The sequence below is a fragment of the Streptomyces sp. E11-3 genome (genome assembly GCF_046540415.1).
Classification (GTDB): domain Bacteria; phylum Actinomycetota; class Actinomycetes; order Streptomycetales; family Streptomycetaceae; genus Streptomyces.
Genome location: NZ_JAZGRL010000001.1, coordinates 2,854,130 through 2,876,760 on the forward strand (window position 1 = coordinate 2,854,130; position 22,631 = coordinate 2,876,760).

Annotated in this window: 22 protein-coding genes; 10 read left to right on the forward strand and 12 right to left on the reverse strand. The window is 70.4% G+C overall.

The annotated features are described in order from the left end of the window. Nucleotides 1-156: 156 nt before the first annotated feature. Nucleotides 157-1,071 carry a hypothetical protein gene (locus tag U9R90_RS12845; protein ID WP_411056572.1) on the reverse strand — a complete coding sequence of 305 codons (915 nt, stop codon included), beginning with the start codon at nt 1,069-1,071 and terminating at the stop codon, nt 157-159. Further along, nucleotides 1,068-1,685 carry an RNA polymerase sigma factor gene (locus U9R90_RS12850; protein WP_411056573.1) on the reverse strand — a complete coding sequence of 206 codons (618 nt, stop codon included), beginning with the start codon at nt 1,683-1,685 and terminating at the stop codon, nt 1,068-1,070. The genes U9R90_RS12845 and U9R90_RS12850 overlap by 4 nt, the downstream gene beginning before the upstream one ends. 446 nt (nt 1,686-2,131) lie before the next feature. On the opposite strand from U9R90_RS12850, the gene U9R90_RS12855 reads away from it, so the two are divergent. The 3 genes from U9R90_RS12855 to U9R90_RS12865 all read left to right on the forward strand — a co-directional run bounded on the left by U9R90_RS12855 (nt 2,132) and on the right by U9R90_RS12865 (nt 4,650). Further along, complete coding sequence (locus U9R90_RS12855) at nt 2,132-2,614, forward strand: hypothetical protein (RefSeq protein WP_411056574.1); 483 nt, start codon at nt 2,132-2,134, stop codon at nt 2,612-2,614. After that, entirely contained in the window at nt 2,604-3,773 is a 1,170-nt protein-coding gene (locus U9R90_RS12860; protein ID WP_411056575.1) for an MAB_1171c family putative transporter, read from the forward strand. Before U9R90_RS12855 ends, U9R90_RS12860 begins: the two co-directional genes overlap by 11 nt. Nucleotides 3,774-3,873: 100 nt before the next feature. Then, nucleotides 3,874-4,650, forward strand: a complete 777-nt coding sequence (locus tag U9R90_RS12865; RefSeq protein ID WP_411056576.1) for an SDR family NAD(P)-dependent oxidoreductase — start codon at nt 3,874-3,876, stop codon at nt 4,648-4,650. A gap of 13 nt (nt 4,651-4,663) precedes the next feature. Here the strand turns inward: U9R90_RS12865 and U9R90_RS12870 are convergent, their stop codons facing one another. The 4 genes from U9R90_RS12870 to U9R90_RS12885 all read right to left on the reverse strand — a co-directional run bounded on the left by U9R90_RS12870 (nt 4,664) and on the right by U9R90_RS12885 (nt 8,243). Then, on the reverse strand, nt 4,664-5,080 hold the full coding sequence (locus tag U9R90_RS12870) for a DUF6278 family protein (protein ID WP_411056577.1): 417 nt from the start codon (nt 5,078-5,080) through the stop codon (nt 4,664-4,666). A 159-nt stretch (nt 5,081-5,239) separates the two neighbouring features. Further along, on the reverse strand, nt 5,240-5,797 hold the full coding sequence (locus tag U9R90_RS12875) for a hypothetical protein (RefSeq protein WP_411056578.1): 558 nt from the start codon (nt 5,795-5,797) through the stop codon (nt 5,240-5,242). A 146-nt stretch (nt 5,798-5,943) separates the two neighbouring features. Beyond that, nucleotides 5,944-6,438: a hypothetical protein gene (locus tag U9R90_RS12880; RefSeq protein WP_411057727.1), complete on the reverse strand. Its 495-nt coding sequence runs from the start codon at nt 6,436-6,438 to the stop codon at nt 5,944-5,946. Nucleotides 6,439-6,587: 149 nt separating this feature from the next. Further along, nucleotides 6,588-8,243, reverse strand: coding sequence for a beta-N-acetylhexosaminidase (locus U9R90_RS12885; protein WP_411056579.1), 1,656 nt, complete (start codon nt 8,241-8,243; stop codon nt 6,588-6,590). Nucleotides 8,244-8,619: 376 nt separating this feature from the next. Between U9R90_RS12885 and U9R90_RS12890 the strand changes: the two genes are divergently transcribed. The 5 genes from U9R90_RS12890 to U9R90_RS12910 all read left to right on the forward strand — a co-directional run bounded on the left by U9R90_RS12890 (nt 8,620) and on the right by U9R90_RS12910 (nt 12,666). Then, nucleotides 8,620-9,144 carry a 2-oxo-4-hydroxy-4-carboxy-5-ureidoimidazoline decarboxylase gene (locus tag U9R90_RS12890; protein ID WP_411056580.1) on the forward strand — a complete coding sequence of 175 codons (525 nt, stop codon included), beginning with the start codon at nt 8,620-8,622 and terminating at the stop codon, nt 9,142-9,144. Between the two features lie 136 nt (nt 9,145-9,280). Next, on the forward strand, nt 9,281-9,661 hold the full coding sequence (gene sdhC, locus U9R90_RS12895) for a succinate dehydrogenase, cytochrome b556 subunit (RefSeq protein WP_411056581.1): 381 nt from the start codon (nt 9,281-9,283) through the stop codon (nt 9,659-9,661). Nucleotides 9,662-9,666: 5 nt separating this feature from the next. Further along, on the forward strand, nt 9,667-10,131 hold the full coding sequence (locus tag U9R90_RS12900; RefSeq protein ID WP_411056582.1) for a succinate dehydrogenase hydrophobic membrane anchor subunit: 465 nt from the start codon (nt 9,667-9,669) through the stop codon (nt 10,129-10,131). A 25-nt stretch (nt 10,132-10,156) separates the two neighbouring features. Then, entirely contained in the window at nt 10,157-11,911 is a 1,755-nt protein-coding gene (gene sdhA, locus U9R90_RS12905) for a succinate dehydrogenase flavoprotein subunit (protein WP_411056583.1), read from the forward strand. Then, a complete protein-coding gene (locus U9R90_RS12910) occupies nt 11,911-12,666 on the forward strand; it encodes a succinate dehydrogenase iron-sulfur subunit (protein ID WP_411056584.1) in 756 nt (251 codons plus the stop codon). Before sdhA ends, U9R90_RS12910 begins: the two co-directional genes overlap by 1 nt. A gap of 502 nt (nt 12,667-13,168) precedes the next feature. Here the strand turns inward: U9R90_RS12910 and U9R90_RS12915 are convergent. From U9R90_RS12915 to U9R90_RS12930, 4 genes are read right to left on the reverse strand one after another with little or no spacing between them, the layout of a single operon-like run. After that, entirely contained in the window at nt 13,169-14,137 is a 969-nt protein-coding gene (locus U9R90_RS12915) for a tripartite tricarboxylate transporter substrate binding protein (protein WP_411056585.1), read from the reverse strand. A 10-nt stretch (nt 14,138-14,147) separates the two neighbouring features. Beyond that, on the reverse strand, nt 14,148-15,704 hold the full coding sequence (locus U9R90_RS12920; RefSeq protein WP_411056586.1) for a tripartite tricarboxylate transporter permease: 1,557 nt from the start codon (nt 15,702-15,704) through the stop codon (nt 14,148-14,150). Between the two features lie 11 nt (nt 15,705-15,715). Beyond that, entirely contained in the window at nt 15,716-16,252 is a 537-nt protein-coding gene (locus tag U9R90_RS12925) for a tripartite tricarboxylate transporter TctB family protein (protein WP_411056587.1), read from the reverse strand. 13 nt (nt 16,253-16,265) lie between these two features. Then, the gene (locus U9R90_RS12930; RefSeq protein WP_411056588.1) at nt 16,266-17,276 is read right to left on the reverse strand and encodes a Bug family tripartite tricarboxylate transporter substrate binding protein; all 1,011 of its coding nucleotides are present in this window, start codon (nt 17,274-17,276) and stop codon (nt 16,266-16,268) included. 380 nt (nt 17,277-17,656) lie between these two features. Here U9R90_RS12930 and U9R90_RS12935 point away from each other — a divergent pair, with 380 nt between their 5' ends. Beyond that, nucleotides 17,657-19,312, forward strand: coding sequence for an ATP-binding protein (locus U9R90_RS12935; RefSeq protein WP_411056589.1), 1,656 nt, complete (start codon nt 17,657-17,659; stop codon nt 19,310-19,312). After that, complete coding sequence (locus U9R90_RS12940; protein WP_411056590.1) at nt 19,309-20,055, forward strand: response regulator; 747 nt, start codon at nt 19,309-19,311, stop codon at nt 20,053-20,055. Before U9R90_RS12935 ends, U9R90_RS12940 begins: the two co-directional genes overlap by 4 nt. A 17-nt stretch (nt 20,056-20,072) precedes the next feature. On the opposite strand, the gene U9R90_RS12945 is transcribed toward U9R90_RS12940, so the two are convergent. Together U9R90_RS12945 and U9R90_RS12950 are read right to left on the reverse strand one after the other, a co-directional pair. After that, nucleotides 20,073-21,620 (reverse strand): ABC transporter substrate-binding protein, encoded by a 1,548-nt coding sequence (locus U9R90_RS12945; RefSeq protein ID WP_411056591.1) that lies wholly within the window; start codon nt 21,618-21,620, stop codon nt 20,073-20,075. A gap of 99 nt (nt 21,621-21,719) precedes the next feature. After that, on the reverse strand, nt 21,720-22,631 hold a 912-nt coding region (locus U9R90_RS12950), incomplete at its 5' end, for a metallophosphoesterase (protein WP_411056592.1).

The window sequence follows — 22,631 nt, forward strand, 5'->3', positions numbered from 1 at the left end:
GAAGGGAGTACGGGCCGTCACACGGTCCGTACCGTGCGTCGGCCGGGGCCTCTCCTGTGGGGGGTGGCGGCCCCGGCCGCGCATCCTCCACCCGCCTGCCCTCGCATACGTCGGGTATCCCTCACCTGCTCACCCAAACGCTCACCCAAACGGGTGTCAGTCCGCGGGTCCTCCCCGTCGGCCGGGACTGGGAGTGGGGTTACCTGCGGTGGGGTGACCTGCGGTGGAGTCGCCGACCGGGCCGCCTGTCGCGTGGCCCAGCTCCCGCGCGCAGAACGCCGCGACGGACTTCTCGCCACCCGCCTCCGTGACCAGGCGCTCCCAGGCGACACCCCCGAGCTGACGGCCGTCCGCGTTCTCGTACGCGTTGCCGTCCGCGTTCTCGTTCTCGTTCGCGTTGCGGTCCGCGTCGTCGTTCGCGTCGTCGTTCGCGTCGTCGTCCGCGCTGTCGTGCGCGCTGTCGTGCGCGCTGTCGTCCGCGTTCTCGTACGCGCGGCACAGCGCCTTGGTGTCGGATGCCTGAGTCGGCGGCGCGCCGCCCGCGGACGGCGAACTCCCGGGCCGTGGGTTCGCCGCCTTCGCACCCGTCGCGTCCGTGGGCTCCGCAGCGGCCGACTCGGGCACCACCCGCGGCGCCGACTCGACCGGAGCGGAGCTGGGCGCGGGCCTGGACACGGCCCCGCCGCCCGGCTCGCCCGTCCGCTCGCCCCGCGAGTCCGTACCCGGACCCGGCACCCCGATCCCGGCCACCGCGACACCGCCCACCGTCAGCCCCGCGACCAGCGTCCCGAGCGCGGCCCGCCGCGCGACCCGGCGCCACGGCGAGGAACGCGGCCGCCAGTCGTCCCGGCGCCGGGTGCGTCCCGTACGGACCCCGGACTCGTGTGCGGCACGGAAGGCGGCGACCGCGGCGGCCTCCGCGCCGGGGTCGACGGCGGACGGCCGCGCGGCGGCGTCCAGCAGCGCGTCGAGCCGCGGCGAGCCGGGCCCGTCACGCCCCTCGTGCTGCTCAGGCTGAACACGCCACTCGTCGTACAGGTCCCTGGGTGGCGACGGCCGGTCGGCATTCATCTCGTATCCCCCAGCGTCCGGGTGTCGTCATCCGTCACACCGGGCCGCCCCACTTGTCCCGCCAGTCGCTTCAGCCCTCGATGCACCGCGGTCCGTACGGCCCCGGGGCGCTTGCCCAACACCCGTGCGGCGCCCGGCCCGTCGAGCCCGACGACCACGCGCAGCAGCACCGCCTCGGCCTGGTCCGGCGGCAGCCCCGCGATCAGTTCGAGCGCGCGCTCGGTGGAGATCGCCTCCATGGCCTCGGCGGACGTATCAAGGCTGCCAGGGAGCTCCAACAGCTCCGACTCAAGCCCCGACTCGCGCGGCCGCTTCTTCTGCCGCCGCAGGTGGTCGAGCGCCCGGTGCCGCGCGATGGTCGCCGTCCAGCCGCGAAACCCCGCACCGTCACCGCGAAAGCGCCCCAGATCGCGGGCTATCTCCAGCCACGCGTCCGCCGCCACGTCCTCGGCGTCGTCCCCGACGATCCCCCGCAGAAAGCCGAGCATTCCGGGCTGCACCAGCCGGTACGCGACCGCGAAGGCCTCGTCGTCCCCTCCCTGGGCCCGAGCGACGGCCGCACCGAGTTCCTCGTCGTACGCACGCGCACGACGGGACTCCCCACCCTGACCCAATACGTCCCTCTTCGCGCCGGTCCGGCAAGGGTCACCGTGTCCATGACCCCACCCATACAGCGCTGATCCGCACAGAAGTGTCACAGGATCCCCATGGCCGGACCCGTCGCACCCCGGGGCCCCGACCCGAGCTCCGGCACGTCAACTCGCGCCCCTCGCATCCCTGCTGTCACAGTCCGGCGGCACGGTCCACCATCAAAGTCCGGCGTCACAATCCGCCGCGAAAGGCCGTTGCGTGCCCCTGGCCAGCCAAATCCCCGTGGGAATGGCTGGATTACCCGCCCCGCCCGGACCAACGTTTGCCAAGGCCGGCGGATCTTCTGTACTCATTGGCGATGCCGCCTGCCATGTACGCCTATCAACGCTGCCCGGGGAACGGGCCAAAAGGGGAGCGTGAGCCTATGTCGCAGCAATTCCTCGAACTACGCAGGCGTTGCGAGTCGGTCATGACCGGCCTCGACATACCTCACCCGTTTTCGATTGACGCGCTCTGCGGCCGCGTCGCGGAACAGCGCGGCAGGCCGCTGCACCGCCACCCGCTCCCCAGAGAGGCTGGTGAATCGGGCGTCTGCGGCCTGTGGCTCGCCACTTCCAGCGACGACTACGTCTTCTACGAGGCGCAGACCTCCCTGCTCCACCAGGAGCACATCGTGCTGCACGAGATCGGACACATCCTGTTCGGCCACAACACGCTGGACCCGGAGGACATCAACCGCGCTCAACCACTCCTTCCCGACCTGGAACCGGCGCACGTCCAGCAGCTGTTGGGCCGTACCAACTACTCCACCCGCCAGGAACAGGAGGCCGAAATGCTCGCCAGCCTGATACGGATGAACGCGGACACCCCGCATTCCGAGCAACCGCAGCCCCGCGGCGTGCTGGCGAAACTCGAATCGGCGCTAGGAGTGAGGGAGTCCGATGTCCACTGAGATAACGGACTTCGGGAACTGGCTCGCGGTCCCCAGTGTGGTGTGCCTCTGGTTCGCCGTACTGATGCGCACCCGCGCGGCCGCCCGCTCACAGCAGCAGCGCGGACTGTGGCTCGCCGTAGCCTCGGCGGCGGCCGCGATGACGCTCAATCTTCCCGACGTCGTCGACTTCGCCATGCGGAACGCGGATTCGACCCACGCCGTCGCACTGGCGCGGAACATGGTCGGAGTGCTCTCGGCGGGCGCCGTGCTCTACTTCGTCGCCGCCTCCATGGGCGGCCGCCGCCTGAAGACCGGCTCGGCCGTCACCGCGGGCGTCATGATGGCGATCCTGCTGGCCCTCGACCTGGCAGCGCCGCCGCACGGAGCACACGGCGTCCCGCCGGTGGGAGATCCCACGCCCTCCACCGCCTACTGGCTGACGCTCATCGCCGCGCACCTGCTCGCGAACGTCATCTGTGTTTTCGTGTGCTGGCGCTACAGCGGGCACACCGAGAGCCGCAGCCTCGCCCTGTGTCTGCGGCTCTTCGGCCTCGGCACGGCCCTGGCCGGACTCTTCTGGTTCGGCTATCTGCTCCGGATCACGCTCGACAGCACCTGGTCGCTCCCGTATCTGCCGCTCCTCATGAACCTGCACGGCCTGCTGAGGGCGGCCGCCATCCTGGTGCCGACGGCCGTCGCGCTGCGCCGCGCCAGCTCCGACATCTCCGCCGCGTGGCGGCTGTGGCCGCTGTGGCGAGACCTCGTACGGGCCGTGCCGCATGTGGCGCTGGCCGAGCCCCGGCCGAGGCTGGTCGAACTGCTGCGGCCCCCGGCCCCCCGCAGGCTGCTCGTCTACCGCAAGGTCATCGAGAGCCGCGACGCCATCCTGATCCTCAATGACTACATCGAGCCCCATGTCCCGGACCTCGCCCGCAGCCACGTCGCCGCTTCCGGCGTGCCGCCGACGGACCGCGACGCGGCCGTACTCGCGTGCGTCGTGAAGGAGGCCCGCCGGGCGAAGGCCAACGACCTTCCACAGCAGCGGAGTTCCTTCAGTACGCCCACGCTGGCGAGCAGCGACCTCGACGCGGAGAAGAGATTTCTGGTCAACGTCGCCCAGGCGTACGGCTCGGCCTCGACCCGCAGCTTCAAGCCACCGCTGCCCGAGACCACCTGAAGTCACCTGCGGACGCCCGCGGGCACCTGAAACAATTCGACGAAGCCACCCACAGCCACCCCAAGCCCCCCTCAAACCAGCACTCTGAAAGCGAAGTTCCTTGACTACGGTTCTGATCACCGGCGCCAGCGCGGGCCTCGGCGCGGCATTCGCCCGCCGCTTCGCCGCCAAGGGCTGCGACCTCGTCCTGGTCGCCCGCGACAAGGCGCGCCTGGAGCGCGCGGCCGACACGCTGCGTACGGATTTCGGCGTCAGCGTCGAGGTCCTCGCGGCGGACCTCCTCGAACCGGCGGAATGCCGGACGGTCGAGGAGCGCCTGACCTCACCGGACGAGCCCGTCCACGTCCTGGTGAACAACGCCGGGTTCGGTCTGGCGGCGCCCTTCCCGTACAGCCCCCTGGAGGACGAGGAGCGGATGCTGGACCTCCTGGTCCGGGTGCCGCTGCGACTGAGCCACGCCGCCGCCCCGGTGATGCGGGCGCGCGGCAGGGGCGCCATCCTGAACCTCTCCTCGGTGGCCGGCCTGCTGCCCACCGGGACCTACGGCGCCGCCAAGGCGTGGATCACGGCGTTCAGCGAGTCCCTGCGCGTCGACCTGGCGCCGTACGGGGTCCGGGTACTGGCCGTCTGCCCCGGCTTCACCCGTACGGAGTTCCAGGACCGGGCCGGGATGGACGTGAGCTCCCTGCCCGCGTCGGCGTGGCTGGAGGCCGACGCGGTGGTCAGCCAGGCCCTGAAGGACCTCCACCACAACCGCCCGGTCAGCATCACGGGTTGGCGCTACAAGGCCTACGCCCTCGCGGCCCGCCACCTGCCCCGCTCGGTGGTCGCCAAGAAGATGGCCCGCCCTCGCAGGCCCCCGGTAGGCACCGACTGACCAGTCCCCTCGCCTATCCGCCACTCCCCGGGGTCCGGGCGCCCATCGCGTCACGGCACAGCAGCCGCAGCGACGCCTCGCCCTCGTTCTCGAAGCAGCGGCGGGCCTCGCCCAGGGGGTCCCAGAGGCGGTCGTCCGGGGTGCGTACCACCGGGCCGTCACCGAACGGGGGTTCCTCCCAGGCGGCGTCCGCCTGGCGTACGAGGACCTCGCCCGTGTAGGCGCCGATGTCGCGCAGGGTCGCCGCGACCGCCTCGTAGGGCGGGTCCTCGCGGCGTAGTTCGCCGATCAGGCGGTCCAGGGCCCACAGGCTCGGCGGGGAGTAGTCCAGGCGCAGGCGGGCGCCCTCGCGCAGCATGGAGACCAGGTCGGCGGCCCAGCGTGCGGGTTTGCGCGCGGCGGTGGTGTTCGTCGTCTGTGGTGCGATCACACTTATTCAGCGCTCCGGGTTCGTAGATCATCACTCCCCCTTTCAGTAGATACCCTCTAGGGGTACCGTGGGTTCGCGATGTTCACCAAGGAAGTCGCCCTGCCGGGATCAGGCCGCCCCCGTGTGAAGGTCTGCGGGCTCGGCGGACGGCGGTCCGCGTCAAGCCTGGCCGCCCCTCGCCCGGCGCGACACCACCGCGCGCAGCACCCGACGGCCCTCCGTGGACACGTCGAGCGCCTGGCGCAGGCCGCCCACGCCACGGGTCGACAGCAGTTCCAGGATCCGGGTCTGGCGACGGAGTTCGCCCGCGACCAGCGGTCCCGCGCTCTCCGTCACACCCTCCCGCAGCTGCTCCGACGGCACCTCCTCGTCGGCCGCCGTGCCGAGGAGCCGGTGGATCTGCAACGCCGCCACCGAGCAGGCGTCGGCCCAGCCGCGCAGCGCGTCCGGTGCGCGCTCCTCCGGCACGGCGTCGAGCATCCGGCGGGTGAGGGCGGCCGGTTCGTCCCCGGCATCCGGGGTGGCGAGGGTGACCCGTACCGCCGCCAGCTGCTCCGACCAGTCCTCGCCGCGCTCCAGGCGCGCCCACAGCGGACGCAGGGCGTCATCCGGGGCGCCGGGGTCGCCGAGCAGGGGCAGGCATCGGTCTAGGCACGCGAGACCGCTCGCGGCCAGGCCGCGCTCATCGGCTCCGGCCATCTGTTCCACGAGGCTCATGACATCTCCTGTTGCGGACGCTGCACTTCCCTTTCTGCGTTCCGCTCCCTGGAAATGTCACAGGGTCACCGCTTCATCACGGAGACATCACAGCACCCTCACGCACATCCTCATACGCATCCTCATCCACATCCACGTGCACACCCTCACGCCTCTGGAACGCCCAGTCGTTCCAGGAAGCGGAAGAAGAGCAGCTCCGCGGAGGGCTCGGCGGGCGCGGTCAGTACGTCGGTCAGCTCCTCGGCGGTGGCCCGGTGCCCGGCCTCGGCCGCCCAGGCGACGGCCCGTTCGGCGGCGTCCCTGGCGGGCAGGAACAGGTCGTCCGGCTCCTTGCCGTCGCCGCTCAGGTACCCGGCCATCGCCTCCCGGTCCAGGCAGGCGTTCCACGCCCCGCTCTCGGGCCCGGCCGCCTCGACGGCCACGCACTCGCTGTCCATCACGAACCCGAAGAGCGCGGGCGCGCCCGTCTCCCGCGCCAGTGAGCTCATCGAGCCCACCTCCGGCACGGTGGCCTCCCAGATCTGCCAGCCGTCGGCCCGCCGCTCGTTCAGGGTGAGCCCCTCGCTCACGGCGCTGAGCGCGGCCAGTTCCGCGAGCGGCCGGTCGCTGCGGCCCACCACGTAATACCCCCAGAACCCCATGCGTGTATCCCCCATGCTCGACAGCGGCTCCCGGTAAATCCAACACACCGAACCGGGAGTTCGCTACCAAATCCGAAACCGAATCCGAACTCGAACCCGAATCCGGCTCGGAACCGGACCTGAAACCGGGCCCGAACCCGGAGCCGGGATCAGTCCAGTTTCCCGGCGAGTCGTACGAACTGAGCCCAGGGCATCGAGGGTTGCCGCGGGTCCCACACCTTCTGCGCCAGCGCCCGCAGCGGCATCCTGACCCCCGCCGCCACCTGGGCTGGTGTCTGGGCGTCCGCGAGGTCGCACCACACGGCGAGCCGGGCGCCGAGGATCTGGCCGTCGAAGCGCGTGGGCACCGGCCGGCTGCCGCGCAGCACCAGCGGGTTCCACTGCTCGTAGATCCGCTGGCCGGTCGGGTAGCGGAACTCGTTGGGCTCGCCCAGGACGTAGTAGAGGTACTCGTCGTTCAGGTTGACCAGCTTGCGGCCCGCGTTCAGATACTCCAGCGGCTCGCGCGCCCCCAGCTCCTTGCCGGTCCAGTACTCCACCTCGATGTCCCCGGCCGCCGCGACGGTGCCGCCGCGGAAGAAACCGTCGTTCCAGGCCTTGGGCTGCTTGCCGTACTGACGGACCTCATCGGCCCGGTCGTTCAGCCACCCCGTCGCCAGGTCCCGCACCCGCGCGCCAGGCCCGTACTTCTCCCGCGCGAGGCGGGCCAGCTGGGGATAGGAGGCCTCCGGGTCACGCACCGTCAGCGCGAGGTACTCGTCGGCGCCCAGGTGCCAGTACGCGCCCGGGAAGAGCTCCGCGTACTCGCTCAGCAGGTCGTCCACGATGCGCGCGGCGCCCGGCTTGGAGATGTCGACGGCGCCGCGCGCGGGCTGCCCTCGGGTGTCGCGCAGTTGCAGGTCGGGGTGGGCCTTGAGGACCGCGCCGAGGTGCCCCGGCGAGTCGATCTCCGGGATGACGGTGATGTGCAGCCGCGCGGCGAGGTCCACGATGCGGCGTACCTCGGCCTTGGTGAGGCGCTGGGCGGAGACCACCTCGGGGTGCGAGTCCGACTCGATCCGGAACGCCTGGTCGTCGGAGAAGTGCAGGCCCAGCTGGTTGTACTTGAGGTCGGCGAGCTCGCGTACCCGGCTCTCGATCCAGCGTGCGGTGAAATGCTTGCGCGCGGTGTCCAGCATGAACCCGCGCTGCGGCTTGGCGGGACGGTCGCGTACGACGCCCTCCGGTGCCGTGCCGTCCGCGCGCACCGCCTGTTTGAGCGTGCGCGTGCCGTAGAAGACCCCGGCCTCGCCGGTCCCGGAGATCCTCGCCCGCCGGTCCTTCACGCTCAGGGTGTACGCCTCCCGGTTCGCCTTCCCTGACACCAGGGCCAGCTCGACGTCGCCCGCCCGCGCCTTCACCCCTTCGCGGTACGCCAGCTTCAGCTCGCCGGCGAGCAGCCGTCCCTCGTCCGCGAGCCGCTCGGCGTCCGCCTTGGCGACCACGACCCGGCCCCCGTCGGCGGGCCGCCAACCGGGGCCGCGGGCCGCCTTGTGCTCCCGTACGGCGGGTATGACGCTCGGCGCCCGCGACAGGGGATACGAGGAGGGGCTGGGGCGGGGGCTCGGGTCGTCGGAGTGCGGCGCGCTGGGCGAGACGGGGGTCGTCGCGGCCGGTGGGGTGACGTCCGTGCGGTCCCGCTCCCCGGGGCCGCCGCCCGCGGGGCCGTCGCCGTCCGGCCACAGGGTCAGGGTCAGCACCACGGCGCCCGCGGCGACCAGGCCGCCCGCGACCAGCGCCTGTCGCCCGCTCAGCGGCCCGGTCACCGGACCGCACCCGACACGCCGACCGGGCCGACCCGTATAACCGGCATAACCGGTATGGCCGGTATCGCGGGTATGACCCGTCCGGCCTGTCCCGTCATGCTCGACATGGCCGACATGCCCATGGAAGCCCTACGCTCAAGAGAGTTCGCGTCACGTCAGAAACCTCCCATGAGGGGCGAAGTGGCGGACCAGAATCCCCTCCACCGTCCACCGCACGTGTCGAAACTCTCCCGTCCGGGTGAAATTCGCGCATCCGTCGGACGCCTCTCACGACACGTCGATAGCGTGGCGCCACTCTGCTTCCCTTTGTTCCCCTCGTTCCCCTCTTGCCCTTTCTGCTCTGGAGCGCACGCTGCCCACGCCCACCGCTTCCACCGTGCACCCGGGACTCGAGCTCTTCAACCGCGCCCCTGCGGCCACCGCCGAGTACGCCCTGCTCAGCTGCTGTGCCAGCCCTCTGTGGGCGCGGCGGGTCGCCGCCCACCGCCCCTACCCGGACCTGGGCGCGCTGCTCGCCGCCGTCGACGAGGCCAGCTACGACCTGCCGCTCGCCGACCGCTGCGCCGCGCTGGCCGCCGAGGAGCCGCCGCACCCACGGCACGGCGACACGCCGAGGGCCGCGCTCACCGCGCTGCGGGCCGCCCACGCCGCGTACGAGAGCCGTTTCGGCCACGCCTTCGTGATCAGCCTGGCGGGCGTCCGGCCGGACGAACACCTCGACCGCACCCTGTCAGGCCTGCGCTCCCGGCTCGGCAACGAGCGCGACGAGGAGCGCGCGGTCGCCGCCGAGGAACTCCGCGAGCTGGCCCGCACCCGGGTCACCCAACTACTCCAGGTAGCGGAAAAAGCGCGGGAATTTCCGGATTCCGGACAACCTGATAGCCCGTACGTGCCTCTTTGATCACACCTAAGGACCCCGAGCGAGCGCACCGACAACTCGTCGATACGATGACGAGCGGCCGGTGGACCGTACCCGGCCGGGTCAGACCGACATCGAAGCCGGCCGACCCCAATCCCCGCTCCCGGAGGGTTCTTCCGTGCCGGCTGGAACGCTGTACCGCGGCCGGGAAGGCATGTGGTCATGGGTGGCTCATCGAGTCACCGGTGTCCTCATCTTCTTCTTCCTGTTCGTGCACGTCCTCGACACCGCTCTCGTCCGCGTCTCCCCCGAGGCGTACGACACTGTCGTGGCTACCTACAAGACGCCGATCGTGGCACTGCTGGAGTACGGCCTGGTGGCCGCAATCCTCTTCCACGCACTGAACGGCCTGCGCGTCATCGCCGTCGACTTCTGGTCGAAGGGCCCGCGCTACCAGAAGCAGATGCTGTGGACCGTGGTCGCCTTCTGGGCCGTACTGATGGCCGGGGCGCTGTACCCGGTTCTCGGCCACGCCGCTCGTGAACTGTTCGGGAGCTGACGCTGATGTCTACCGACACCACCGGCGCCGTCGACGGCGTCACCCTCTACGACGTGGACAACCCCGCGCCCGTCATCGAGCCGCCGCGTAAGCGCACCAAGAAGACCCCCAAGGGGCGCGGCACCAACTTCGAGATGATCGCCTGGCTGTTCATGCGGCTCTCGGGCGTCGTCCTCGTCGTCCTGGTACTCGGCCACCTGCTGATCCAGCTCGTCCTGGACGGCGGCGTCTCCAAGATCGGCTTCGCCTTCGTCGCGGGCCGCTGGGCCTCGCCGTGGTGGCAGGCCTGGGACCTGGTGATGCTGTGGCTGGCGATGCTGCACGGGGCCAACGGCCTGCGTACGGTCATCAACGACTACGCGGAGCGGGACACCAACCGCTTCTGGCTGAAGATGCTGCTGTACACCGCCACGGTGTTCACCATCCTGCTGGGCACGCTGGTGATCTTCACCTTCGACCCGAACATCTAGGCCACGGGACCGAGGGAATCAACTGATGAAGATCCACAAGTACGACACCGTCATCGTCGGCGCCGGCGGCGCGGGAATGCGCGCGGCCATCGAGGCCACCAAGCGCAGCCGCACCGCCGTGCTGACCAAGCTCTACCCCACCCGCTCCCACACCGGCGCGGCGCAGGGCGGCATGGCCGCCGCGCTGGCCAACGTGGAAGAGGACAACTGGGAGTGGCACACCTTCGACACGGTCAAGGGCGGTGACTACCTGGTCGACCAGGACGCCGCCGAGATCCTGGCGAAGGAGGCCATCGACGCGGTCCTGGACCTCGAGAAGATGGGCCTGCCGTTCAACCGCACCCCGGACGGCACCATCGACCAGCGCCGCTTCGGCGGCCACACCCGCTCGCACGGTGAGGCCCCGGTGCGCCGGGCCTGCTACGCCGCGGACCGCACCGGTCACATGATCCTCCAGACGCTGTACCAGAACTGCGTCAAGGAGGGCGTGGAGTTCTTCAACGAGTTCTACGTCCTGGACCAGCTGATCGTCGAGGAAGACGGCGTCAAGAAGTCCGCGGGTGTCGTCGCGTACGAGCTCGCGACCGGCGAGATCCACGTCTTCCAGGCCAAGTCCGTGGTCTACGCGTCCGGCGGCACCGGCAAGTTCTTCAAGGTGACCTCCAACGCGCACACCCTGACCGGTGACGGGCAGGCCGCCTGCTACCGCCGTGGGCTGCCGCTGGAGGACATGGAGTTCTTCCAGTTCCACCCGACGGGCATCTGGCGCATGGGCATCCTGCTGACGGAGGGCGCCCGTGGTGAGGGCGGCATCCTCCGCAACAAGGACGGCGAGCGCTTCATGGAGAAGTACGCGCCGGTCATGAAGGACCTCGCGTCCCGTGACGTCGTCTCGCGCTCCATCTACACGGAGATCCGCGAGGGCCGTGGCTGCGGTCCCGAGGGCGACCACGTCTTCCTGGACCTGACCCACCTGCCGCCCGAGCAGCTGGACGCCAAGCTCCCGGACATCACCGAGTTCGCGCGTACGTACCTGGGCATCGAGCCGTACACCGACCCGATTCCGATCCAGCCGACCGCGCACTACGCCATGGGCGGCATCCCGACCAACGTCGAGGGTGAGGTCCTGGCGGACAACACCACCGTCGTGCCGGGCCTGTACGCGGCCGGCGAGGTCGCCTGTGTCTCCGTGCACGGCGCCAACCGCCTGGGCACCAACTCGCTCCTCGACATCAACGTCTTCGGCAAGCGGGCCGGTATCGCCGCCGCCGACTACTCGGCGACGGCCGACTACGTCGAGCTGCCGGAGAACCCGGCCGAGCTGGTCGTGGCGCAGGTCGAGCGGCTGCGTGAGTCCACCGGTCAGGAGCGGGTCGCGGACATCCGCAAGGAGCTCCAGGAGACCATGGACGCCAACGTCATGGTGTTCCGTACGGAGCAGACGATCAAGAGCGCCGTCGAGAAGATCGCCGAGCTGCGCGACCGCTACCTGCGGGTGTCCGTCCAGGACAAGGGCAAGCGCTTCAACACCGACCTCCTGGAGGCCATCGAGCTGGGCAACCTGCTCGACCTGGCCGAGGTGATGGCCGTCTCCGCGCTGGCCCGCAAGGAGTCGCGCGGCGGTCACTACCGCGAGGACTTCCCCAACCGCGACGACGTCAACTTCATGCGCCACACCATGGCGTACCGCGAGGTCGCCGATGACGGCAAGGACTCGGTCCGGCTCGACTACAAGCCGGTCGTGACGACCCGCTACCAGCCGATGGAGCGTAAGTACTGATGGCTACCCCCGTACTGGACAAGGCCGAGGCCCAGGCTCAGGCCGCCTACATCACGGCCACGTTCCGCATCCGCCGGTTCAACCCGGAGGAGTCGGACGCGGTGATCTGGGAGGACTTCCAGATCAAGATCGATCCGAAGGAGCGCGTCCTGGACGCCCTCCACAAGATCAAGTGGGACACGGACGGCACGCTGACGTTCCGGCGCTCCTGCGCGCACGGCATCTGCGGCTCGGACGCGATGCGGATCAACGGGCGCAACCGGCTTGCCTGCAAGACGCTGATCAAGGACATCAACCCGGACAAGCCGATCACGGTCGAGCCCATCAAGGGCCTCACGGTCCTGAAGGACCTCGTGGTCGACATGGAGCCGTTCTTCCAGGCGTTCCGCGATGTCATGCCGTTCCTGATCACCGAGGGCAACGAGCCGACGCGCGAGCGTCTGCAGTCCGCGGAGGACCGCGAGCGCTTCGACGACACCACCAAGTGCATTCTGTGCGCCGCGTGCACGTCCTCGTGCCCGGTGTTCTGGAACGACGGCCAGTACTTCGGCCCGGCGGCGATCGTCAACGCGCACCGCTTCATCTTCGACTCGCGTGACGAGGCGGGTGAGCAGCGGCTGGAGATCCTGAACGACAAGGATGGCGTGTGGCGTTGCCGCACGACGTTCAACTGCACGGACGCGTGCCCGCGTGGCATTGAGGTCACGAAGGCCATCCAGGAAGTAAAGCGCGCGCTGATCACGCGCCGCTACTAATCCGCCTGGCTGTACGCCGCCGAGGGTCCCGCCCCCCAGTTCGTCTGGGGGACGGGACCCTCGGCCGTTCCGGCTGTACGGGGTGCGGTAGGTGTGCGCGCTGTTTCGTTGGGGGGCGGGGCCGCGTGTTCTGTGCCGCGGGGTGCGCTCTGCTTCGTTGTGGGGCGGGGCCGCGTCGGGGGGTACGTGCTCACGCCGACGTCTGATCCGGTGGTGGCATAGGGGTCCCGGTGTGGACCGTCGGCGCTGCGCGCGCACCCCCCGCCCCGTCCCCTCCGGCCGGTTACGCGCCTGCGGGGGCGTGGGGGCTTGCGCCCCACCGTTGTGGGCAATCGTTCCGCAGGGCGAGGGGGGCACCTCCCGCTCGAGCGAAGTCGAGAGTGGGGGAGGGTGAGCACAACCCCTCGCCACGGGGCACCGTGACAACAAGCCCGAGGGCGCGCCCTCACCCCCGACACCCCGCACCGTGGACGCACGCCCGACGGCGCAGCCCCGGCGCGGGCTAGAGGGTTAGGCCGAGTCGGGTCAGGAGGGTGTCGACCCGCTCGTTCTCGGCGGTGAGGAAGCGGGCGAAGGCATCGCCCGAGAGGTACGCGTCGGTCCAGCCGTTGGAGCGCAGCGCCCGACGCCACTGCGGGGTCGCGCGGAGCCGGTCCAGGAGGGTGAGCAGGTCCGCGCGCTGGCGGTCGGTGAGGTCGGGTGGGGCCAGCAGGCCGCGCCAGTTGACCACCTCGAGGTCATGGCCCGCCTCGCGGAGGGTCGGCGCGGAGATGCCCGGCACCCGCGCGGGCCCGGTGACCGCGAGCACCCGCAGCTGGCCCGCGGCGATGGCGTGCCGGTACTCGGCGGAGCCGGTGAGGGCGAAGTCCACCTTGCGGCTGAGAAGCGCCGCGAGGAGTTCGCCGCCGCCGTCGTAGCGGCCGAAGGAGACGGTGGCGGGAGAGAGCCCGACCGTCTCCGCGATCAGCATCAGCGCCTGGTGGTCGGGACCGCCGACATGCGAGCCGACCCCCGCACGCAGGCCCGGCTCGCCGTGCCAGGCCGAGACCAGGTCGTCCAGGGTGCGGTACGGGGACCCCTGGGGCACGACGACGGCCTCGGGCTCCTCAATGAGGCGGGCCAGGGGGGTCGCGTCGGTCACGGGCCGGCCCGCGTCGGTGGTCAGGGCGCTGCCGACCAGGCCGAGGCCCATCTGCATCAGCAGCTTGTCGTTGCCCGACTCGTGGACGAGCCGGGTGAGCGCGGTCGTACCGGCCGAGCCGTTGAGGTTGAAGACCTCGGTCTCGGCGGTGAGCCCCGACTCCTCCAGCGCCAGGGCGACCGTACGGGCGGTGACGTCGTAGCCACCGCCCGCGGGGGTCGGCACCATGAGCCGGAGCGGTTCGTCCCGCTCCGGCTCCACGGTGCAGCCACCGAGCAGCGCTGCCAGGAGTGGCAGGAGTGTCAGCGCTGCGATGGCTCGGATTCTCATGGGTGAGGGCTCATGGTCTTGGTGCGCCTGTTTCGGCTGGGGTGTCGTGCTTCGGGTCATCCTGGCCCGCGGTCTCGGTTTTGGGCAATGCCCGGTTTCTGCGGAGCTTTCCGAAGAGCGGGGCCAGGAGCGAGAGCGCGGCGATGCCGAGCAGGGTCGCGGAGATCGGCTTGGTGACGAAGGTGCTGATGTCTCCGGAGGAGATCAGCAGCGCCTGGCGCATGGATTTCTCCATCAGGCCGCCGAGGATCACGCCCAGGATGAGTGGCGCCGCGGGGAAGTCGTTGGCTCTCATCAGGAAGCCGAGCACCCCGAAGCCGATCAGCAGCCACAGGTCGAAGGTCGAGAAGGACTGGCCGTACACGCCGACCACGCAGAAGACCACGACCAGGGGCAGGAGAAGTGCCTGGGGGGTCTTGAGCACCTTCGCGAAGAGAGGGATGAGCGGGAGGTTCAGGATCAGGAGGACCACGTTGCCGATGTACATGCTGGCGACCACGCCCCAGAACATGTCCGGCTGTTCGTCGAGGAGCAGGGGGCCCGGCTGTACGCCGAGGACCAGGAGCGCGCCGAGCAGGACCGCCGTGGTGCCGGACCCGGGCACGCCCAGGGTCAGCAGCGGGACGAAGGAGCCGACGGCGGCGGAGTTGTTCGCGGACTCGGGGGCCGCGACGCCCTTGATGTTGCCCTTGCCGAAGGTCTTGCCGTCCTTGGCGAGGCGCTTCTCGAAGGAGTACGAGAGGAACGAGGCGACTGTGGCGCCCGCGCCCGGCAGTACGCCGATGAAGAAGCCGAGCACGGAGCCGCGCCCGGTGGGGCCGCTGATCTCCTTGAACTCGCTCTTGGTCAGACGTAGGGAGCTGATCGTCCCGGTCTCGGCGCCCTGGCCGCGGCGGGTCAGCATCACGAAGACCTCGGCGAGCGCGAACACGCCCAGCGCCACGATCAGGAACTCCACACCCTCGTACAGCTCCTGGCGGCCGAAGGTGAAGCGGAGTATCGAGGTCTGCGAGTCGATGCCGACCAGCGCGATCATCACGCCGACCGTGCCGGAGATCAGGCCCTTGGTGAGGTTGGCGCCGGAGAGGGAGACCACCGCGGTCAGGCCCAGGACCATCAGCGCGAAGTACTCGGCCGGGCCGAAGCTGACGGTGAGGGAGGAGAGGGTCGGGGCGATCGTCATCAGGCCGATGACGCCTGCCGTGCCGCCGATGAAGGAGGCGATCGCGGCGATCGACAGGGCCTTGCCCGCCTGGCCCTTGCGGGCCAGGGGATAGCCGTCGAAGGAGGTGGCGACCGTGCCCGCCACTCCGGGGGCGTTCAGCAGGATCGACGAGGTCGAACCGCCGAAGATGGCACCGTAGTAGACGCCGGAGAGCATGATGATCGCCGTGATCGGGTCCATGGTGAAGGCGACCGGGATCATCAGCGAGATCGCGCTGATCGGGCCGAGGCCCGGCAGCATGCCGATCACGGTGCCGATGAGTACGCCCAGGAAGACGAAGAAGAGGTTCCCGGGCGAGAGCGCGACTCCGAAGCCGCCCATGAGGTGAGAGAAAGCGTCCATGACGGCTCCGGTCAGAAGGGCAGCGGCCCGGTGGGCAGGGCGACGTCGAGCCCTTCGGACATGGCGAGGTAGAGGACCAGCGCGACTCCGACCCCGACCAGGGCGTTCACCCAGTGCTTGCGGTAGCCGAGGTGCCAGGCCGTGCCGGAAACGAACAGTGCGGTGGACAGGACGAAGCCGAGCGGGACGAACAGCACGGCGTAGAGGGCGATCGCGCCGAGCAGTACGGCCAGCTCCAGACGGGTGTCGGAGAAGCGGCCGATGATCGGGCGGGCCTTCTCCGCGACCGCGGCCGCGGTTTGCGGTTCGATCCTTGGTTCCGGGGCCTTCGTCGGCTCCGGAGCCTGGTCCTGCTTTGTCTTCTGGAAGAACAGCGCCACGCTCAGCGCGAGCAGCACCACGCCGAGCACCCGCGGCAGCGCGCCGGGCTGGACCGGCGTCTCGACCGCGGTGAACTCCGGGATGCGGTACGCCTGCACGGTGTACGCCACGGCCAGGATGCCGAGCACCACGGCCAACTTGCGCTGGGTGAACCGGAAATGATGCATGCCCGCGCCCCTGCTACTTCTTCAGTCCGACGCTGGCGAGAACTTCCGCGTATTCCTTGTTCTGCTTGTCAAGGAACGTGCCGAATTCCTTACTGTCCATAAAGGCGTCGGTCCAGCCGAGCTTCTTGCTCTCCTTCTTCCAGGAATCCGTCTTGACCATCTCGGCGTACGCCTTCTCGTAGTACGCGACCTGACTCTTACTCAGGCCCTTGGGTGCCATCACCCCGCGCCAGATGTCGAAGACGTAGTCCACGCCGCTCTCGGTGAGGCTGGGGACCTTCGGCAGGATCGGGGAGCGCTCCTCGGAGGAGACCGCGAGCACCCGCAGGTCGCCGGAGCGCGTCAGGGGCTGCACCTCGGACGCGCCCGCGACGGCGGCGTCCGCGTGGCCGCCGAGCAGCGAGGTGAGGGCCTCGCCGCCGCCGTCGAAGGGCACGTACTTCACCTTCGAGGCGTCGGCGCCGGCCGCCTGCACGGCGCCCGCGAGGCCGACGTGGTCGAGGCTGCCGGGTCCGGAGCCACCCGCCACGCTGACGTCCTTCGGGCTGGCCTTGAGCTTCTTGGCCAGGTCGTCGAAGGTCTTGTACGGGGAGTCCGCCTTCACCACGTAGGCCAGCGGCTCGCTGTTCAGCCGGGCGATGGGGGTGAAGTCCTGGTACGTCTGGCCTGAGGTGCCCGCCAGTGGCACCAGCAGGATGGGCGGGCTGGTGACGAAGAGCTTGTGCGGGTCCTTCTCGTGCTTGGCGACGTAGGACCAGCCGATCGCGCCACCGGCGCCGGGCTTGTTCACCACCCGCAGCGGCCGGTCCACCAGGTTCGACTGGTCCAGGACCCGGGCGCTGGTTCTCGCCAGGGTGTCCCAGCCGCCTCCGGTCCCGGCGGGGGCGACGTACTCGATGGGCTTGGTCGGCTTCCAGTCGCCGCCGGAAGCCACGTTCTGCTCTCCGCCGCAGGCGGCGAGGAGCAGGACGGCCGAACCGGCCGCGACGGCCGCCTTGACTGCCCTGGGGCCTGATCGGGACATGGTTCCTCCAGCTGATGCGTACGACGGGGGGTGGGGCGTTATGCAAGCAGCGGGAGAAGCACGCGGAAAGGGGGTGGGGCGTTGTGCAGCTATTGGCGATAACGAAAGTTGTGGACATAGTGTTCACGGCCCAAGCACGCCGGTCGGCGGCACAATGTCGACCGCACGGCAANGTGGGGCGTTATGCAAGCAGCGGGAGAAGCACGCGGAAAGGGGGTGGGGCGTTGTGCAGCTATTGGCGATAACGAAAGTTGTGGACATAGTGTTCACGGCCCAAGCACGCCGGTCGGCGGCACAATGTCGACCGCACGGCAATCCGCTACGGGCCGCGCCGAGACGGGTCGAGACGGGTCGAGACGGGTCGAGAGGAAGGGGGCGGGATGCGGCGGATACCTCGGATATCCCGGATATTCGCGCCCCGGCTGTCGCTCGCCGGGCAGTTCCTGGCCCTGCAGCTCGCGCTGATCGTGGTCGTGCTCGCGGTCATCGCGGCCGTGTCGGTGGCCCAGTCGAACGCGCAGTTCCGCCGCGCCGAGGGCCGTCGGCTGCTGAGCGTGGCCGAGACCGTCGCCTCCACCGACGTCGTACGGGTCGGCCTGGCCAACACCGAGGAGCGGGGCATCCTGCAGCCGACCGCGGAGAGCGCGCGCAGCGTCTCGGGTGCCACGTACGTGATCATCACCAGCATGAAGCGGGAGGTACTGACCGATATCGACCCTCGGCGGATCGGTCAGCGGCTCCCGCTGGGCGCCAGCGAAGTACTCGCCGGACGCTCCTGGGTGGGCAGCGCCGAGCCAGTGGGCCGCGACGCGGTCGAGGCGCATGTGCCGGTGTTCGGGGAGCGGGGGCGGCTGCTCGGCGCGGTGGTCGCCGGGCGCGCCTACCCCGATCTCGGGGCGCGGATCGCCACCGCGGCGCCGTACCTGCTGGTGTATCTGGGTATCGCCAGCGCACTGGGCGCGGCGGGCTCGGTGCTGCTGGCACGCCGGTTCAAGCGGCAGACGCTCGGTCTGGAGCCCAAGGAGATCACCGCTCTGGTGGAGCACCGGGAGGCGATGCTGCACGGCATCAAGGAGGGCGTGATCGGCCTGGACGGGCAGGGCAGGGTGACGCTCGCCAACGACACCGCCGTGGACCTGCTGCGACTGCCGCCGGACGCGCCGGGGCGCACCCTGGAGCAGCTGGCCGTCGACCCCGCGCTGCACGACGTGCTCACCGGGCGCGTCCAGGGCGTCGACCAGGTGGTGATCGCCGGGGACCGGATGCTGACCCTGAACCGGATGCCGCTGGTCACCAAGACCGGGACGAGCGGCTCCGTCACCACCATGCGCGACCTCACCGAACTGGTCGCGCTCCGCAGCGAGCTGGACACCACCCGCAGCGCCACCAACACGCTGCGCGCCCAGGCGCACGAGTTCCACAACCAGTTGCATGTGATCGCGGGCCTGGTCGAGCTGGAGGAGTACCCGGAGGTGGCCCGGTATGTGCGTGGGATCAGCGGCACGCATACGCGGCGCACGGCCGAGGTGATCTCCAAGGTCGCCGACCCCTCGCTCGCCGCGCTGCTGATCGCCAAGTCGAGCCTCGCCGCCGAGCAGGGGGCCGCCCTGCGGATCACCCGGAGCAGCGGGCTCGGGCAGCTCGACGACGTCCTGTCGTCGGACCTGGTGACCGTGGTCGGCAACCTCGTGGACAATGCGCTCGACGCGGTACGCAACACCGGGCCCGACAGCTGGGTCGAGGTGGAGCTGACCGAGCGGGAGACCGAGATCCGGGTCCGGGTACGGGACTCGGGACCCGGGGTCGCCCCCGAGCTCACCGAGGAGATCTTCCGGCACGGCTTCACCACCAAGACGGCGGCCAGGGGCGGCCAGCGCGGCCTCGGTCTGGCCATCGTGCGGCTGGTGTGCACCCGACGGGGCGGCTCGGTCACGGCGGACGGCGCGGTGTTCCGGGCGGTGCTGCCTCGGGTTGCCGAGCGGGCCGCGCGGGAGGCCGTGGTGGGCGCCGCGGCGACGGAAGGAGACCTTTCATGATCCGAGTGCTGGTCGTCGACGACGACTTCATGGTCGCCCGGCTGCACAGCAAGCTGGTGGAGCGGGTCCCCGGGTTCACCGTCGTCGGCGAGGCCCGCAGCGGCGCCGACGCGCTGACCGCGGTGCGCGAGCTGCGCCCCGACCTGATGCTGCTCGACATCTACCTGCCGGACATGAGCGGCCTCGACGTACTGCGCGAGCTGCGCCGCGGGCAGAGCCCGCCGAACGACGTGGACGTCCTGGTGGTGACCGCGGCCCAGGACGCCGAGACGGTGCGCGGGGCGCTGCGCGGCGGCGCCGTGCACTACATCATCAAGCCGTTCGAAGCGCCCGTACTGCGCGAGCGCCTGGAGCACTACGCCCGTCGGCACCAGGAGCTCGCGGCGATCGCCACGCCCGGCCAGGACGACGTCGACCGGGTCTTCGGCGCGGCCCCCAGCCGCCCGGCCGCACCCCCGCCACGCCCGGTGTCCACGCCGCCCGCCGCGGGCACCGCCGTCGCGCCCGCCCGGCTGCCCAAGGGCGTCACCGAGCAGACCGCCGAACTGGTGGCCCGTACGCTCGCCGCCCACCCCGACGGCGTCTCGGCCTCCGAGTGCGCCGCGCACAGCGGCCTGTCCCGGGTCAGCGCCCGCCGCTACCTGGAGTTCTTCGTCTCCACCGGCCGGGCGGTGGTCACCCTGCGGTACGGCACGACGGGGCGGCCGGAGCGGCGCTACCACTGGGGTCCGGCCAGGCCCTGAATCCGTACCCCGTAGCGTCAGATCCAGCCCAGGGCCCAGAGCCGGAACGATCCTGTGCCGTCCGACAGGTACTGGCTGCCGGAGATCTCGTGGGTGCTCAGGACGTACTCCTTGCGCTGCCACAGCGGCACCAGCGGGACGTCACGGGCGACGATCTCCTGGATCTCCTTCAGGTCGTCGGACGCCCGGCCGCGCTCGGTGTACTGCTGGCTCTCCCGCACCAGGCGGTCGATCTTCTTGTTCTGGTAGCCGCTCTTCAGGCTCGACTCCGAACCCACCAGCGGCCCGGTGAAGTTGTCGGGGTCGGGGAAGTCCGCGGTCCAGCCGACGGCGTACGCGTCGAACTCGCCCTTGGTGAAGCCGTCCAGGAAGGCCTCCCACTCGTAGAACTCGGGCCGCACCTCGAAGAGCCCGCCCTTCTCCAGCTGTTGGGTGAGCTCCGCGGCCTCCTCCTTGCTGGCGGCGCCGTTGGAGTACGCGAGCGAGAAGGTCACCGGCACACTCACCCCGGCGTCCTGGAGCAGCTTCCGCGCACGGTCGGGATCGGGCTTCGGGTACTCCTCGAAGAACGCCACGGAGTGGCCGGTGAGTCCGCTCGGAATCAGCGAGTACAGCGGCTCCACGGTGCCGTGATACGCCCGGTCGGCGAGCTTTCCGCGGTCGATCAGCGCGGCGACGGCCTGGCGCACCTTGGGTTCGCTCATCGGCGACTGCTCGCGCACGTTGAGAACGAGGGTGCGGATGTCGGTGCCGCCGACCTCGGTCACCCGGATCTCCTTGCTCGCCGGGGTGAGCCCCGACAGCAGGGACGGCGGCATCTGACGGGCCGCGACGTCGATCCGGCCTTTCTGCCAGGCCGCGTTGAGCTGGTCGGAGTCCTCGTAGTAGCGCAGTACGGCGGCGGTGCTGGGCTGCTCGTTGGCGCCGCGGTAACGGGGGTTGGGCTCCAGCTTGACGCTCTCGCCCTCGTCGTAGGCGGCCAGTGTGTACGGTCCCGTGCCGTCCACCTTGCCGCCGGAGCGCAGCTCGTCCGCGGGGTAGCTGGCGCGGTCGACGATCGACCCGGCACCGGTGGCGACCTTGTGCGGGAACGTCGCGTCGGGCGAACTGAGATGGAACGTCACCGTCAGGCCGTCGGCCTCGACGCGGTCGAGCTGGATGAAGAGCGGGGCCGGGCCCTTCTCGGCGCCGATGGCCTTGATCCGGTCGAAGGAGTGCTTGACGTCCTCGGCCCGTACCGCGGCGCCGCTCGCGAACGTCAGGTCGCCGCGTAATTCGCAGCGGTAGGTCTGGTCCCCGTCGAACGCGCAGCTCTCGGCCGCGTCCGGGACCGGGTCCACACCGCCCGGTTCAAACGTCAGCAGCGACTGGAAGACGTTGCTGTACAGGGCCCAGGACCCCGCGTCGTAGGTTCCCGCGGGGTCCAAGGACGTCACCACGTCCGTCGTCCCCACCGTGATGATCCTCGCTTTGTCCCCACCCGACGACCAGAGCCGCCAGCCGCCCACCCCGGCGACCAGCACCACCACAACCGCCGCGATGATCCGCATTCGGACCGTACGCATCTGTGTCCCTCCCCAGTGACATGGGTCACCCAACCACAAGGGATCACCTTTGCGGTAGGGGCAGTTGGGACTGGTGAGGCGTTAGGGGTCAATAGGGGTTCAGGCCCGTTTCGAGGCCAGAGTCACCACGGTGATGTCCGATGGCGCGCCCACCCGCACCGGCGGGCCCCAGGCGCCCGCGCCCCTGGTCACGTACAGCTGGGTGTCGCCGTAGCGTTCGAGACCGGCGAGCGTCGGGTTGGCCAGGTCGGCGACGAGGTTGCCGGGCCACATCTGGCCGCCGTGGGTGTGTCCTGACAGCTGGAGGTCGACGCCGTGCCGTACCGCTTCGTGGATGGCCACCGGCTGGTGGGCGAGGAGTACGGAGGCGCGGTCGGTGTCCCGGTCCCCGAGCGCCTTGTCGTAGTCAGGCCCCTGGCCCTCGTTCTCGCCCGCGATGTCGTTGACGCCCGCGAGGTCGAAGGCGCCGAGCTCGACCCGGGCGTTCTCCAGCGGGCGCAGCCCCAGCTCCCGTACGTGGTCGACCCACTGCTCGGCGCCGGAGAAGTACTCGTGGTTGCCGGTGACGAAGTACGAGCCGTGCCGCGACCGCAGCTGGGCGAGCGGCTCGGCCGCCTGGCCGAGGTCGGCCACGCTGCCGTCCACCAGGTCGCCCACGATCGCGACCAGGTCGGGCTGTTGGGCGTTGATGGTGTCGACGATGCGCTGGGTGTGGGCGCGGCCGAGCGTCGGGCTGAGATGGATGTCGCTGACCACCGCGATCCGGTAACCGTGGGCAGCACGGTCCAGCTTGGCCAGCGGTACGGTCACGTTCTTGACCCGCGGTCCGCGCAGCACGCTGTACGTGCCGTAGCCGACGGTGCCGACGGCGGCGGCGAGCGCCGCACCGCCGACCACACGGGAGACGAACAGGCGGCGGGAGAGGTCGGAGGGGGCGGGCTGGGACTCGGGCTCAGGCTTGAGCTCAGGGGCCGGGGTCGGCTCGGGGGCGAGAGCCGGGGCCAGCTCGGG

Excerpts from the sequence above, each read along its gene's own strand:
- U9R90_RS12845 (WP_411056572.1), bottom strand. The coding sequence starts at position 1,071 with ATGAATGCCGACCGGCCGTCGCCACCCAGGGACCTGTACGACGAGTGG.
- U9R90_RS12855 (WP_411056574.1), top strand. The coding sequence starts at position 2,132 with ATGACCGGCCTCGACATACCTCACCCGTTTTCGATTGACGCGCTCTGC.
- U9R90_RS12860 (WP_411056575.1), top strand. The coding sequence starts at position 2,604 with ATGTCCACTGAGATAACGGACTTCGGGAACTGGCTCGCGGTCCCCAGT.
- U9R90_RS12875 (WP_411056578.1), bottom strand. The coding sequence starts at position 5,797 with ATGAGCCTCGTGGAACAGATGGCCGGAGCCGATGAGCGCGGCCTGGCC.
- U9R90_RS12880 (WP_411057727.1), bottom strand. The coding sequence starts at position 6,438 with ATGGGGTTCTGGGGGTATTACGTGGTGGGCCGCAGCGACCGGCCGCTC.
- U9R90_RS12900 (WP_411056582.1), top strand. The coding sequence starts at position 9,667 with ATGTCTACCGACACCACCGGCGCCGTCGACGGCGTCACCCTCTACGAC.
- sdhA (WP_411056583.1), top strand. The coding sequence starts at position 10,157 with ATGAAGATCCACAAGTACGACACCGTCATCGTCGGCGCCGGCGGCGCG.
- U9R90_RS12910 (WP_411056584.1), top strand. The coding sequence starts at position 11,911 with ATGGCTACCCCCGTACTGGACAAGGCCGAGGCCCAGGCTCAGGCCGCC.
- U9R90_RS12915 (WP_411056585.1), bottom strand. The coding sequence starts at position 14,137 with ATGAGAATCCGAGCCATCGCAGCGCTGACACTCCTGCCACTCCTGGCA.
- U9R90_RS12920 (WP_411056586.1), bottom strand. The coding sequence starts at position 15,704 with ATGGACGCTTTCTCTCACCTCATGGGCGGCTTCGGAGTCGCGCTCTCG.
- U9R90_RS12925 (WP_411056587.1), bottom strand. The coding sequence starts at position 16,252 with ATGCATCATTTCCGGTTCACCCAGCGCAAGTTGGCCGTGGTGCTCGGC.
- U9R90_RS12930 (WP_411056588.1), bottom strand. The coding sequence starts at position 17,276 with ATGTCCCGATCAGGCCCCAGGGCAGTCAAGGCGGCCGTCGCGGCCGGT.
- U9R90_RS12935 (WP_411056589.1), top strand. The coding sequence starts at position 17,657 with ATGCGGCGGATACCTCGGATATCCCGGATATTCGCGCCCCGGCTGTCG.
- U9R90_RS12940 (WP_411056590.1), top strand. The coding sequence starts at position 19,309 with ATGATCCGAGTGCTGGTCGTCGACGACGACTTCATGGTCGCCCGGCTG.
- U9R90_RS12945 (WP_411056591.1), bottom strand. The coding sequence starts at position 21,620 with ATGCGTACGGTCCGAATGCGGATCATCGCGGCGGTTGTGGTGGTGCTG.